This window comes from Photobacterium sp. Ph5 (assembly GCF_022129445.1).
Lineage (GTDB): Bacteria > Pseudomonadota > Gammaproteobacteria > Enterobacterales > Vibrionaceae > Photobacterium.
The window spans coordinates 36,357-49,433 of the sequence record NZ_JADQAQ010000003.1 but is presented as its reverse complement, the minus strand read 5'-3'; the positions used below and the strand labels follow the sequence as shown (position 1 = coordinate 49,433).

Here is a 13,077-nt window from a genome sequence, read left to right as displayed (position 1 = left end):
TAAATAAGGCTTGGCATCTACTTAAGACTATTGATAATCAACGTATGGGATAGGCTTATTATCTTTATTTACTTCATCCCGATAAATAATTCGGTCATTTCCGTGATAAACGCCAAAGGTTACCGTCGCAGATGGGTCTTCATCACCGAAGTCGCGCCAGTTATAACTTAACCATGGTTGATTACTCGTATTAGTCTCTCGAGGACAAACTATACTCTTGTCCGTAAGTATATTTTCAACACGAGATACCGCTCCATTAGGCGTAGTATTTTTTGATAATCGCTGCCAAAATCTTATTTTCTGCCGGATAATCTCATTTTTATTCAAGCTATTAATAGGGTGTGCAAGTAATTCACCAGATGATGATCTTCCCCAAAATACAGTATGCTCCTCGCCATCAGTATAAGGAGGTTTTACTGGTGTTGAAATATTGGGTTTAACCACCGCCTGTATCACTTGATAACAATAATTGGCACCATCAAATCTTGATATTGAGTCATCGGTATTAGTGACAAACTCAGAACCATTCCAATACTCAACCCGTAATGGGATCGTTAATGTCTGATTTAGATCACCAGAAGCATCATCCAAAACCATACGACCATAGCGAAGATCGTTAGTGCCAACCAACTGAATATTAGTGTTATCTTTCCAATCAACCACTTCAGGATTTTCCAAATTATCACTAGTAGGTAACGGTTTTATGCGTAAGAATAATTGCCAGTTTTTATAAGGGCCATCCGGTTCAGAGGCTGTTCTTTCGCCTTCTTCTTTTGGAATAAAATCCACATCTTTTTTACGAATAAACTTTACTGTATCAGAACTAAATTTAATCGAATCACCAAATATTTTAGACCAAAGAGGGACTATTACCTCTTTTAAACGATTATCTTTTTCAGAAGTAATAGCATTCCCATACACAACTTCTGGAATAAATGTATTTTGTAGTGTTCTAGCAAAGCCATTATAGTTTGTGACTATTTTACCGTTATTGTTATATGCACCAATATTGAATGACACGCCGAAAGGCTGATTCATATAGGTAAAACCATTTATTGCCGGTGTCACGCTATTATTTTCTAATTGAAAATAAGCCGGATAAAAACGACCAATCCGGCAATAGCTTGGGTCAACATCCATATCATCAAAGCCCATGTAATTATCTAATCTGACATGATAATTAATACTGCCGACGTCATCCCAATGGTTATGCTGAATAACAATCCCTTTTAAGATTGTATTTTTTACTTGATTATCACCGGAATAAAAATCGCCTAATACGCCATTTTTAGGCGAGTCTAATGTTGCGCTAACTTTTAGATTATCAATTGAGGGCGCGTCATTCGCTAAAAAGTTTTCTGTGACTGAAGCTTCACAATACTCTTGAGCGAACATATTATATTCGTTATTCACTTTCGGCTTATCTAAACTTTCAACCCAAACTAAAGGCTTAAGTAACACATCAAATGGCGCTCCTGCTTGTGTAAACTTCTCTCCACCACTTGCCGTGCCATCAGCCGTTCTGATTTTATCTTTGCTATATAATGTCAAAGGACAAACCGCAAACGTCCATGGACGGAAATATAAATCTAAGCCATTACTGGTAAGGGTTATATCCTGCTTATTACCTTTCTTATCTTCAAAAACGCCATTCGCATTAACCTTTAATTGGATTTTGCCTGCGTCTGAGTAATGAAGTTTTAACGACTTTTCGCCTTTACCATTCGTGATCTTAACGGGTGAATTATCCCATTCTGCTTTAACGTTACCTGATTTTGGTTGTATATAATCAGTTGAAACCGAGGTCACATTGCCATTAAAGTGAGTTGCTGTTTTTTGAGTAAAATCAGCCGAACACTGCTTCACTTCCACATCAACATCAAAGGGTTTACCGGCTACGATATGATCGTTTACTGTTGATGCAACCAGATACAACTTATCTGCGGGTAACACATCATAGTTACTATTGGCTTTTACACTTTCATCACTGGATAAATGCGCATTAATCGTCACGTTTCCAGCATCGTTACTGCGAAGCCACAATTGCGCTTTATTATTTTGAACGGGTAGCGAAATCGTATCTGTCGGAATATCAATAAACGTTTTACCATCTACCGAATATTGTCCACCACTCACCATTGATAAAAAAACCGCGATATCGGCTTTCTCTATATCAGGTGTAACATTAAACGTGACGATTTGTTCATCACACAATGTAGGGGATTGTTTTGCTAACGTTATTGCTAATTCATAAATAGGTTTAGGTGGTTCAAAGCACTTACTTTGTCCGTGAATAATCGTTTTTATTGTCGAACTACTACCATTCATAATTAAATCAGGTGCAGTTACCGAACCATAAACTTGTGTTATTTCACCTTCGCCCAAGCCATTAGACATATCTACCTTGGCTTTTGAATAGAGTAACCCTTTGAGTGTGGAGCCTTTACTTAATGATGTAATATCAGTAGGACTTTCACTGTCTCCATCAACATAAATAATTAAATCATCCGGTTTACCAGATTCAGCAGATAAGTAACTATTCGCGGCCATATTAAATCTTTTTGTATAAATAACTGTTCCATTAGGAACAATGACTTCTTGCTTAGTAAGATCAAAGGTATTAAATGCATAACGCCGCTGTGTAGGTTTTATTACACCTGCATCTGGAATGTAATTTCCCCAATGATCGCCATCTAAAGGCCATGATTGCATGTCAGAAAAATCTTTTTCTTTAGCATAGAGATGACTATTTTCAGATGCGGGGTAACATATGTTTCCATCACAAAATTTATTTTCAGCACTTGGATTATTGTCTTGCAATACAGAACTAAAACCAAGGTAATGTTTATTATTAATAATAGGTGAACCTGAAACTAAAATACGGTGATTTCCATGAAACTCACTTTTATCCTTATTCCATGATTGAGCTGTACCAGGGAAATATTTACAGACATTCATTTCCGCTTGAGCAATAGAATTCCAACTCATTAATAATAAGCAAACCATTAGCCATAGTTTAAATATATTGTTACCTTTCACTTTCAACATAGTAATAACTATACTTCTATTTATTTTAATTTAACGTCGAGTTTTAGTTTTATTATCATTATTATTTTTTAACTCTTTCGCCCATACTTCTTGTGTTCTTGTCATGGTTATTTTCCCACTACCACAAACAGCCGTACTTTCTACTTTAAATTCAGTAGTTTTAAGTGCCGTTATTTCTATCTTTTGACAATTAACTTGAATAACCTTACAGCCAGTTTGAAATTCAGGCATATCTATCTCTGTTGCAATTTCTGATGCTGAATAATTTTTACATACACCAGGTTTTCTTTGTAATGGCTCCAATGGGAAAAGCTCCGTTAATACTACCTCATTCGCTGAATGTGCCGTAAACCATGCCCGAGTACCCAACACTTCTTTGGTGGTCATAGTTTGGCTAGAGGTACCGATTTTTGTCATCGCCATTGCCATTAAGCCCATCACCACAATCACAAACAGTACGATCATCAAGCCACTGCCGCGCTGTTTAGCGTAACTTTTATAATACATTTAACACCTGCACACTGTGATTATAATCTGCGGTTTCATTAGTTCTTGGATCTTTAAATTCTATACCAATAAAAGCAATCGCATTACTATTTAAGCCAGCGGTTTGTACTGTTGGAGTAAACATTTCAACATCGCTTGCCATGACAATACCATCGGTATCATTAACCTGACGCTCAATGGTATTTCCAACTTGGCAATAGCTAATTTTGTTTTTATATAAATATAAACGCTTACCTGGTGATGAAGTGGTTATTTTATTTGAATCTTTTAACGATAATAGCCACAGACCTTTATTCTCTGAAGTTGTATATTCTTCAGCCCCAGACATAACAACATTATTATCTTGGTATTGATCTGCTGACGCAAAGCCTACAGCGACATTCCAGTCTGTATTTAATCTCCAGACATCCGTATTATCCGGATCAAATGGAGAAACATTCAATTCATCACTACCATTGGGCGAGTCAGTATAATAAACCGCAGAACTCACTATAGGGTAAAAGCTTAAACACCTATTTTTACTGCCTTGTGAACCAGAAATAGACAAACTATTTGGCGCGGCATGGCGAATTTCTTTGGTCATTCTAGCAACAAGAAAACGGGCTTGAGACTGCAAACGCTCACGATCAACGGTATTGGTATACCCCTTTACGCCAATCGCAATATAGCTACCGATCCCAATCATAATGATCGATAACACCACAATGGCGATCACCATTTCAAATAGCGTAAAACCGCGCTGTTTTGCCATTAGTAATTACCTTTATATGCAATGTAATCATACTTACCATAGCGCCCTGCATTCACGGTTAGAATGATTTTCTTTAATGGTTTATCTGCCACCTCTTTAACATCTATCGTTGCAAAAATATGTGTATAGTCGCCATCCGCTAAGCTAGGAAACAGTGTCACGAGATCGCCTCGACGAGATGTCATGGTTGGCTTTTTATAAGCTTTACCATCAAGGTATTTATATGGCTCAGGGCATTGTTTGCTATCACCCCAACAACCAATAAAATCGTCAACATCATTTGAATATTCAGGTTTGGTTGCTTCATCCAAAGAATCCGGACCAAATCGTAATGCTAACGTACATGGGTTCTCTTTATCTTGAGCGGTATTTTCACCACAGCGGTAAACACTGTCACCATAGGGATCGGATTTTTGATCAAACTGACGCGCTAAAATTTCATTAAAAATCGCATCTGCCATTGCCGCTGATCGCGCTTGATAATGAGGAACCGCAGAGCGCTCCACTTGAGGAAAAAGAAAGCTCACTAAAGTGATCATCGCAATCGCAAGCAATACAATAGTGATAATCCCTTCAATTAAGGTAAAACCACGTTGTTTTATGTGAGTATTCACTTACTACACACCTCATTATCTTTCTTTTTATACACATAGCCTTGGCTATTAATACAAATGCTGGCAGTTTGTTTATTTTTTGCTGTGATCGTAATGGTGCAACCGTTAGTACACACTAACATTGGTGCTGTTATTGATGTATTTACGGGCTGCCCAAGCAAATTAAAGTACAAATTAGTGCGAGTATTTCCGCCATCAACTAATGAAAATTCGGTATTGGTTTGTGATTGACGCAAACTACCATCTGTTTCAGGATGAGCAGCGTCGCAGACACCTAAGCATTGCGAAGAAACATTCAAGGGAGCGCGCTGCCCTTGCATTGAAGATATTTGAATTTGGCGAATAACAGAAATCGCCTGATCACGGGTAAGCTGTGCATCAAACTCACTACGACCTGAAAAACGTGCAGCAGCAGTGGCACTGATGATCCCAATAATCACGATCACCATAATGAGTTCAACGAGAGTAAAACCTTGTTGCTGCTTCACATTACCACCTAAATATGACCTATTTCATTATTGTGTAATTTATCAGATTTATACAAAAAAGGCGCAGCCGAATGACTGCGCCTTTTGTTTTAGCTATTAGCTAATTATTTACAGCCAACTACAGTTACAACTGGAGCTGCACCAGATACGGATGATGCATAATTTACATAGCAGCTATCGGTTGCTGACGAATTAGCAAATGTGAAATTAATACCATCTTTAGGAGTGCCTGTTGCTGCAACTTCTTTCCACTCTTTATTATCTTCTAGGCCACTAACGGCAAGTTTAATACCATCAGAAGTCGCTGCTGGGTAACCATAAACTAAAGCCATACCAATATCACCTGACTTAGCTTTCGTCACAGAAGGAGTTGCTTCTAGTCCAGCGATGGCTGATTTACCATATACAATACCAGCCGCACCTTGTAGCGAACCTTTTAAACCTTGCAGCGAAGCATTACGAGCATCTACTTGTAGGTTCATAAACTTAGGTGCAGCTGTTACAGCTAAAATACCTAAAATAACAATCACTACTACTAACTCAATTAGAGTAAAACCTTGTTGCTTTTTCATCATTTTTTCCACTTAAATAAAAGCATAACCATATGCTTTTTATTAAAAAATATTATTTACATGCATCTACAGGAATTGAAATTGTAGGCACATCACCCGCCTTAGACGGCTGTGAGTACTTTACAAAGCAATCATTTGGAATAGAACCTTCTTTATAGTTCTTAAATGTAAATGTTGCCGTTGATCCTGATACAAAATGAGTCCACTCATCAGCACTAGCCAATGCCGCAACAATACCGCTATTATCCGCAGAAGGATAACCAAATACTGTCTTGACAGTTCCAGTACCAATACCTGTACTTACTGCACCTGACGTTGATGATTCAATACCTTTAATTGCAGCCTTACCGTAAACGATACCAGACGCACCTTGAAGCGCACCTTTTAGACCTTGTAACGATGCATGACGCGCATCACCTTGTAAATTCATAAATTTAGGTGCAGCAGTAACCGCTAAAATACCTAGAATGACAATCACTACCACTAATTCAATAAGGGTAAAACCATTTTGGCGCTTCATATTAACTCCAATGAAACCTTAACTAACTATAAAAATTAATCACACTTTGTGACAGTTACTGTTGCAGCAGATGCTGATGTAGCTTGTGAATAAGTCACATAACATTTTGCTTGAGTGTTATCAGCTTTTTGATTAGCAAACGTATATGAAATGGTATCGTTTACTGCATTGTTAGGCTGAAATGCTTTCCACTCAGTATTACCACTATGCAAACCATTAACAATTAAGCTTAGTGCCGCAGATGTTGCATCAGGATAACCTTCGGTTAAATCTAATGTGCTACCAGCAACACTAATCGCACCATCGCCAGACTCTTGACCTTTCACAGCCGCCTTACCGTAAGCAATACCCGCTGCGCCTTGAATAGCACCTTTTAACCCTTCTAGTGATGCATTACGAGCATCAGTCTGTAAATTCATAAATTTAGGTGCAGCCGTGACTGCAAGAATGCCAAGAATGACAATAACAACCACTAGCTCAATAAGCGTAAAACCCTTTTGACCTTTCATATTGATTCCTTTCATTTATTTCAAATCAACTTCAACACGACCGACTGCCGGTTGATACGTAAAAGAATGCCCGGCTAATGGATTCACTTCACCAGAGCTGTTTTTGCTAGCCGATGCTAGCTGGTAATAACGACACTGTTTAGCGGCACCTGTGCCTTCAACCATGACGAAAAATAAATCTTTTCCACTTGCAAGATCATCACGGGAGGTCGTTGCTAACGGTGGGTTCTGCATCAGTTCTTGCAACAAATCTAAACAGTCCGTTGCAGTAATATCAACCACATCAGTTGTTGCACTGGTATTTAACGCAAACGGATAACCAGGGCGTATATTTAACGTGGTATCTTCTTGGGTTAACTTAAATTCAGTACCGTCGTAATCAACAACATTATTATTTCCGCTATCAACAGGGCGACCATACGCTTCCCATTGCGCTCTAGCAGAAATCACGGCAGTAGCAAAACCACCTGTCATCCCTTCTATTGCTGATTGCTTCGCTTGATCGGTGATATTCATAAACCGAGGTAAAGCGGTTGCCGCTAAGATCCCGAGCACAATAATCACAACGACTAATTCAATAAGTGAAAAGCCGGCGTTTTTTTTCATTTCCCTATCCTTATTGTAAAAAACTCGACACTACAGCGACAAATTACTGACAATATGTATTTTGTCATTAATATAAAATATTGCCAATTTTTTATTAATACCGATGTCATATAAACATGAATTATAACCACTTGAATAGCCTGATTTTATATAATCAAATGAACTATAATCAACCACTTCCATTCCATTTGATAATAAAAACCAAATTTTAGGACAGTCTAATTCGCCATTTTTTGACACAATAGGCCATCCTAAAGGGGTATATTCAAACTCGATATTATCAATTACGTCATGCTGAGGTTTATTGTTTAACTCCCAGTTTTGACGTAGGTTTACCGCCCCTAAATACAAATTATTTTTCGTTAAATCTAACTGTACTTGTTTGGCTTTTTTGTGCACTTGTTGCCATTCGTATAACAAAACGCTTATTAGTACTAATGTAACAAGTATCCATGAAATATTTTGTAACCTTTTTGTATGTTGTAACTCACGATCCCTTAGCGACATCGAGCATTCCCCACATTGGCAAGAAGATACCTAACGCTAATAACAACACCATGCCAGCGACAACAACCAGCATGATGGGTTCGATTCGAGCCGTTAATGTTTTTAAATCGTACTCTACTTCACGATCATAAAAATCAGCCACTTCTAACAGCAAGTCATCAACTTGGCCTGTTTCTTCGCCTACGGCAATCATTTGCAAGACTAAAGGCGTAAATACTCCAGATTTGGTTGCGGTACGTGAAATACTGCTGCCGCCTTCGATCCCTTGCTTCATTTCAATCAAGCGATTTTCTAAAAAGCGGTTACCTAACGATTCTGCCGCCATTTGAATCGCCTGGTTTAAAGGCACACCCGCACGGATCATCAAAGAAAAAGTTCGGGCAAAACGTGCCATTTGAGCACGGTTAACAATACTTCCCGTTATAGGCATACGTAAACGCCAGTTATCCCACTTTTCAGCCCCTTTCGGCGTATTACGCCAAAATCGGATACCTAACCAAATAGCGACGGATACGCCAATCATTACTGGCCAATAATGAACAAAGAAATTGGATGTTCCTATCAACACTCGGGTTGGCCACGGCAGTTCAACGCCAAAACGCGAAAACATCGACGCAAATTGTGGAATAACTTTGGTATTTAATATCCCCATTGCAATCACGATCGCGGTTAATACAAAAGTGGGATAACGCATCGCTGATTTAATTTGGCGACGGGTTTTCATTTCTTGTTCGTAATAATTAGCCAGTTGTAATAACACTTCGTCTAAGCGACCCGTATTTTCACCGACATGGATCATCGAAATAAATAAACGAGAAAAAACCCGAGGATGTTGTTGCATGGCGGCTGACAGTGCTCGACCATTAGTTAAATCAAGCGTAAGTGCTTCTAGAGTCGTTTTTAGTAATGGGTGACTAGCACTTTGCGATAACCCTTTAAAGGCGCGTAATAACGGCACGCCTGCTTTGGTTAAGCTGTATAACTGCCGACAAAAGATCACTAGCACTTCAAGTGGTAATTGCGCTTGAAACAAAGCACTAATATCCAAGGCTTGACCTTTTGCTTTGCCGTGGGTTTCTCGGATCTCTAATGGAATAACACCTTGGCGCATTAATTGATCAGCCGCAGCATTAGAGTTCGATGCTTCTATCGTCCCCTGCTTTAATTGACCTTTATCACCACGCCCTCGGTAGCTGAATACTGCCATCTTCGTCTCTACTACTAGTTAAGATCATCCAGTACTTCACCTTCACCAAGGAGCAGTACTTCATCAACACTTGTCTTACCCGCTAAAGCAAGATCCATCGCTGATTCTACCAGCGGTTTATACCCTTCACTCTTTCTCGCTAGTTGAGTAAAGAGCACCGCATTATTTTGGCGTAATGCATCCATCATATCTTGGCGCATCTCAAGCAATTCAAACACACCGATACGACCTTTATAACCGGTAAAGTTACAACTGTGACAACCGCGACCACGACGGAACACGTGATTGTTATAAAATGGAAAACGGGTTTCTAGCCATGCTTTTTGTCCCGCTTCTAATACTGTATCTTCACTACAATCAGGGCAAATACGACGCACTAATCGCTGTGCTAAAACAGCACGTACCGCACTCGCCACTAAGTAACCCGGCGCTTCCATATCAATCATTCGCAGCGCACTGTCTACGGCATCATTGGTATGCAGCGTCGATAATACTAGGTGACCGGTTAATGCTGAGCGTAAACCAATTTCGACCGTTTCCTGATCACGCATCTCACCAATTAAGATGACATCAGGATCCTGACGTAAAAATGTTCGTAAGATAGATGAAAATGTTAGACCAATTTTACTGTTAACTTGTACTTGGTTAACCCGAGGCAAACGATATTCCACCGGATCTTCTGCCGTTATGAGTTTTTTACCAGGCTTGTTTAGCTCACTTAATGCGCCATATAAGGTTGTGGTTTTACCCGAACCGGTTGGGCCTGTAACAAGTAACATGCCATGAGGGCGTTTAAGCTGACGACGAAAACGTTGCACAATATCATCTGGCATACCAATTTCATCTAGGCTTAATATTCCAGCTGATTGATCAAGCAAACGCATTACAACCGATTCACCGTGTTGAATTGGCATGGTCGAAATACGCACATCGACAGAGTGATCACGTACCATCATATTAAAACGTCCATCTTGCGGCAGACGTTTTTCGGAGATATCTAATCCACTCATCAGCTTGAGTCTTAGCACTAAAGCAGAAGAAATGCTGCTTTCGTTGATCACGTTCTCATGCAGTACACCATCAATACGCTGACGGATACGCAATACATCAGCATCAGGCTCAATGTGAATATCTGATGCGCCCACTTGTACTGCATCTTCAAATAATGAGTTGATCAGTTTTACAACGGTGACTTCTTCATTATCCGTCTCTTCCATGCCGAAAGTGAACGTATGATGATCTTGGTGTTCCGCTTTTAATTGCTCCGCAAATGACGCAATTTCTTGGGTTCGTCGATAATAACGATCAAACGCTGCCAATAATTGACGTTCAGGGGCTATCACTAACTCAACACGGTATTGACTTAGCTGATCAAAAACGGCTTCTTGCGCGGCTAAATCCGCAGGATCGCTCATTGCAACACGTACAGTATCACCATGACGTCCTAATACTAATGCACGAAGTCGGCGAGCATTAACTTCCGTTAACAACCCCACACTATCAACATCAACTTCTACACGGGTTAAATCAACCAATGGCACATCAAGTTGACGCGCCAGAAACTGAAGCATTTGCTGCTCAGTTAAAAAACCCATGTTAATTAAGGTATCACCCAGCTTACGACCCGTTGATTGCTGCTTGGTTAGCGCCAGCTCAAGTTGCTGCTGTGTAATGATGTTTTCATCAACCAGAAGATCGCCTAAGCGTTTACGTAATCGAATTTGCATCGGCTAGCTCCTATGCGGTTTTAGTGCAACTAAACGCTGCTGAATAAACTGTTGTGATGACGCTGAAATATTACCTAGCTGTAACGCTTTTTGATAAGACACACGCGCATTTTTTGCATCACCACTACGGTCTTGAGCAATCGCTAACCCCATCCACCAGCGACCATCAAATGACGCTAAGCGCACTAACTGTTGATAGCTATTAAGTGCGGTTGCATTGTTATTGAGTTTTTGTGCTAATGCGCCACGCATGGCTAAATACTGTGTATCCATGCTGCCACTTTTATCATTTAACACAGCTAATGCGGCTTCATTTTGATTTTCATTAACCAATAATTTTGCCAGTGTTAAACGCAACTGTGGTTGATTGGGTTGCTTTGCTAAGCCTTTTTCAAGCGTCGCAATCGCCTCTCTCACATTGCCTCGACCATAATACAACGCCGCTAAACGCTGCCTTGCCATGATCCAATCTGGTCGATAATTTAAAGCAGACTCTAAATGAACAATCGCTTGTTTGCTGTTTTGCTGCTCTAATTCTTTCTCTGCATTTAAGTATTCAACTTGTGCTAATTCATTCGGCGTTAAAGAAACCGTTTGAATCGATAACTCACTTTTAACAGGTTTAGGTGCAGGCGGTTTTGGCTGTGCTTTATGCTCTTGGTTTACCGCAGCCAATGCTTTTTCATAACCACTTTCATAACCTTGATCATAAGAGCTTTGTAACTCTTTCTGTTCGTCTTCACTTTCAAGTGATTCTTGAGCAACAGGCATATTAGCCAGCTCAATAGCAACCGGTTTATCAATACTCTTGGCAGGATGATGCGTTATAACGGCAGTATCTTCTGTGTTATCTAGCGCTATAGGCGTTTTTACTGCAATGGTTGATAACGGTTTTACTGACACCGTCTCTTCCGTCGTTTCAGGTTGATCAACAATTGGCTCTGCGGCTATTTCTGTTTGGGCCATTGCCGGAGTAACAACACTATCTGGCTGGTTTAACCACCAAGCCATACCGACAAATGCCATTGTACAACATCCCACAGTAACCCATTTAGGCCATACTGATACGGGTAACGGCGCAATTTCTGCAGCGCGTAATGGCGAGCCTTGCTGAGATGCTGAAGATAATTTTACTTGGCTCAACTCATTAAGTCGGCGATTTAATTCACTCATGAATGACTCCATCCCCACAATATGGGAAATGACCACTTAGGTTGTTTAGCACCTAGGGTATCCCGAATAGCCATGAGGACTTCTTTTTTACTAACGATATATTTATGCTCACAAAAAGTAGCAAGTAAGGACTTATGACATAGTTGATTAATCAATCGTGGCGTCCCACTACTGGCATGCCAAATAGCACGGCATAACGGCAAACTAAACACCATATCGGTATAGCCGGCTTGATGAAGCCGATGTTTAATATAAGCTACAGTTTCAGCCAAAGTGAGTGGTCTTAGTACGGCACGAAAAGTGATCCGTTGCCGTAATTGACGCAATTGATGCTGAGCTAACCGTTGATCAAGCTCTGGCTGCCCGAGTAAAACAATATGTAATAATTTTTCTTGTTCAGTTTCTAAATTGCCTAATAAACGAATCGCTTCTAGCGCATCATCCGACAGCGCTTGCGCTTCATCGAGTAAGACCACCACCGATTGTCCATTCAATCGACGAGAGATTAATTCATCCTGAATTTGTTCAGTCAGTAAAGCGTGGTCACTATTGGGTATCAAACTTAATTCTTTTGCCAATGATCGCTTTAATTCAATTCCGCTGCAGGCTGGTGTCGGCAAGTAAGCAAGATCAAAATGAGCTGGCAATTGTGTCATTAACATACGACACACTAAGGTTTTACCCGTTCCTACCTCTCCTGATACCTGTGTGATCCCTTCACCCATTTGTAGTGCTGCCAACACGGTTTGAATCGCTTCAATATGTGATGGCAGCGCATGAAAAAGAGAGGTATTAGGCGTTAAAGCAAAAGGTTGCTGACTAAAACCAAAGTGTTCGAGATACATGGC

14 protein-coding genes are annotated in these 13,077 nt (G+C 40.0%); all 14 read right to left on the bottom strand.

All coding sequences use genetic code 11. From position 1 onward, the window contains the following. Positions 1 to 27 precede the first annotated feature (27 nt). The 14 genes from I3259_RS01905 to I3259_RS01840 all read right to left on the bottom strand — a co-directional run bounded on the left by I3259_RS01905 (position 28) and on the right by I3259_RS01840 (position 13,074). Positions 28 to 2,988, bottom strand: coding sequence for a DUF6701 domain-containing protein (locus I3259_RS01905; protein WP_238028078.1), 2,961 nt, complete (start codon positions 2,986 to 2,988; stop codon positions 28 to 30). Positions 2,989 to 3,078: 90 nt separating this feature from the next. Then, entirely contained in the window at positions 3,079 to 3,555 is a 477-nt protein-coding gene (locus I3259_RS01900; RefSeq protein WP_238028077.1) for an MshP protein, read from the bottom strand. Beyond that, complete coding sequence (locus tag I3259_RS01895) at positions 3,545 to 4,306, bottom strand: type II secretion system protein (RefSeq protein WP_238028076.1); 762 nt, start codon at positions 4,304 to 4,306, stop codon at positions 3,545 to 3,547. The genes I3259_RS01900 and I3259_RS01895 overlap by 11 nt, the downstream gene beginning before the upstream one ends. Further along, entirely contained in the window at positions 4,306 to 4,920 is a 615-nt protein-coding gene (locus I3259_RS01890; protein WP_238028075.1) for a type II secretion system protein, read from the bottom strand. Before I3259_RS01890 ends, I3259_RS01895 begins: the two co-directional genes overlap by 1 nt. Beyond that, on the bottom strand, positions 4,917 to 5,408 hold the full coding sequence (locus I3259_RS01885) for a prepilin-type N-terminal cleavage/methylation domain-containing protein (protein WP_238028074.1): 492 nt from the start codon (positions 5,406 to 5,408) through the stop codon (positions 4,917 to 4,919). The genes I3259_RS01890 and I3259_RS01885 overlap by 4 nt, the downstream gene beginning before the upstream one ends. Before the next feature lie 104 nt (positions 5,409 to 5,512). Then, positions 5,513 to 5,980 carry a type II secretion system protein gene (locus I3259_RS01880; RefSeq protein WP_238028073.1) on the bottom strand — a complete coding sequence of 156 codons (468 nt, stop codon included), beginning with the start codon at positions 5,978 to 5,980 and terminating at the stop codon, positions 5,513 to 5,515. A gap of 52 nt (positions 5,981 to 6,032) precedes the next feature. Next, positions 6,033 to 6,500, bottom strand: a complete 468-nt coding sequence (locus tag I3259_RS01875; RefSeq protein WP_238028072.1) for a type II secretion system protein — start codon at positions 6,498 to 6,500, stop codon at positions 6,033 to 6,035. Positions 6,501 to 6,535: 35 nt separating this feature from the next. Next, on the bottom strand, positions 6,536 to 7,009 hold the full coding sequence (locus tag I3259_RS01870; RefSeq protein ID WP_238028071.1) for a type II secretion system protein: 474 nt from the start codon (positions 7,007 to 7,009) through the stop codon (positions 6,536 to 6,538). A 15-nt stretch (positions 7,010 to 7,024) separates the two neighbouring features. After that, the gene (locus I3259_RS01865) at positions 7,025 to 7,615 is read right to left on the bottom strand and encodes a type II secretion system protein (RefSeq protein ID WP_238028070.1); all 591 of its coding nucleotides are present in this window, start codon (positions 7,613 to 7,615) and stop codon (positions 7,025 to 7,027) included. Between the two features lie 30 nt (positions 7,616 to 7,645). Beyond that, a complete protein-coding gene (locus tag I3259_RS01860) occupies positions 7,646 to 8,122 on the bottom strand; it encodes a hypothetical protein (protein WP_238028069.1) in 477 nt (158 codons plus the stop codon). Next, positions 8,103 to 9,329, bottom strand: coding sequence for a type II secretion system F family protein (locus tag I3259_RS01855; protein ID WP_238028068.1), 1,227 nt, complete (start codon positions 9,327 to 9,329; stop codon positions 8,103 to 8,105). The genes I3259_RS01860 and I3259_RS01855 overlap by 20 nt, the downstream gene beginning before the upstream one ends. 14 nt (positions 9,330 to 9,343) lie before the next feature. Next, the gene (locus I3259_RS01850) at positions 9,344 to 11,056 is read right to left on the bottom strand and encodes a type II/IV secretion system protein (RefSeq protein WP_238028067.1); all 1,713 of its coding nucleotides are present in this window, start codon (positions 11,054 to 11,056) and stop codon (positions 9,344 to 9,346) included. Between the two features lie 3 nt (positions 11,057 to 11,059). Continuing rightward, positions 11,060 to 12,229, bottom strand: coding sequence for a tetratricopeptide repeat protein (locus tag I3259_RS01845; RefSeq protein ID WP_238028066.1), 1,170 nt, complete (start codon positions 12,227 to 12,229; stop codon positions 11,060 to 11,062). Continuing rightward, a complete protein-coding gene (locus tag I3259_RS01840; RefSeq protein WP_238028065.1) occupies positions 12,226 to 13,074 on the bottom strand; it encodes an AAA family ATPase in 849 nt (282 codons plus the stop codon). The genes I3259_RS01845 and I3259_RS01840 overlap by 4 nt, the downstream gene beginning before the upstream one ends. Between the last annotated feature and the right edge of the window lie 3 nt (positions 13,075 to 13,077).

What these genes read in the sequence shown, in the direction of transcription:
- I3259_RS01905 (WP_238028078.1), bottom strand. Translation starts at nt 2,988, where the DNA reads ATGAGTTGGAATTCTATTGCTCAAGCGGAAATGAATGTCTGTAAATAT.
- I3259_RS01900 (WP_238028077.1), bottom strand. Translation starts at nt 3,555, where the DNA reads ATGTATTATAAAAGTTACGCTAAACAGCGCGGCAGTGGCTTGATGATC.
- I3259_RS01895 (WP_238028076.1), bottom strand. Translation starts at nt 4,306, where the DNA reads ATGGCAAAACAGCGCGGTTTTACGCTATTTGAAATGGTGATCGCCATT.
- I3259_RS01880 (WP_238028073.1), bottom strand. Translation starts at nt 5,980, where the DNA reads ATGAAAAAGCAACAAGGTTTTACTCTAATTGAGTTAGTAGTAGTGATT.
- I3259_RS01875 (WP_238028072.1), bottom strand. Translation starts at nt 6,500, where the DNA reads ATGAAGCGCCAAAATGGTTTTACCCTTATTGAATTAGTGGTAGTGATT.
- I3259_RS01870 (WP_238028071.1), bottom strand. Translation starts at nt 7,009, where the DNA reads ATGAAAGGTCAAAAGGGTTTTACGCTTATTGAGCTAGTGGTTGTTATT.
- I3259_RS01865 (WP_238028070.1), bottom strand. Translation starts at nt 7,615, where the DNA reads ATGAAAAAAAACGCCGGCTTTTCACTTATTGAATTAGTCGTTGTGATT.
- I3259_RS01860 (WP_238028069.1), bottom strand. Translation starts at nt 8,122, where the DNA reads ATGTCGCTAAGGGATCGTGAGTTACAACATACAAAAAGGTTACAAAAT.
- I3259_RS01855 (WP_238028068.1), bottom strand. Translation starts at nt 9,329, where the DNA reads ATGGCAGTATTCAGCTACCGAGGGCGTGGTGATAAAGGTCAATTAAAG.
- I3259_RS01850 (WP_238028067.1), bottom strand. Translation starts at nt 11,056, where the DNA reads ATGCAAATTCGATTACGTAAACGCTTAGGCGATCTTCTGGTTGATGAA.
- I3259_RS01845 (WP_238028066.1), bottom strand. Translation starts at nt 12,229, where the DNA reads ATGAGTGAATTAAATCGCCGACTTAATGAGTTGAGCCAAGTAAAATTA.
- I3259_RS01840 (WP_238028065.1), bottom strand. Translation starts at nt 13,074, where the DNA reads ATGTATCTCGAACACTTTGGTTTTAGTCAGCAACCTTTTGCTTTAACG.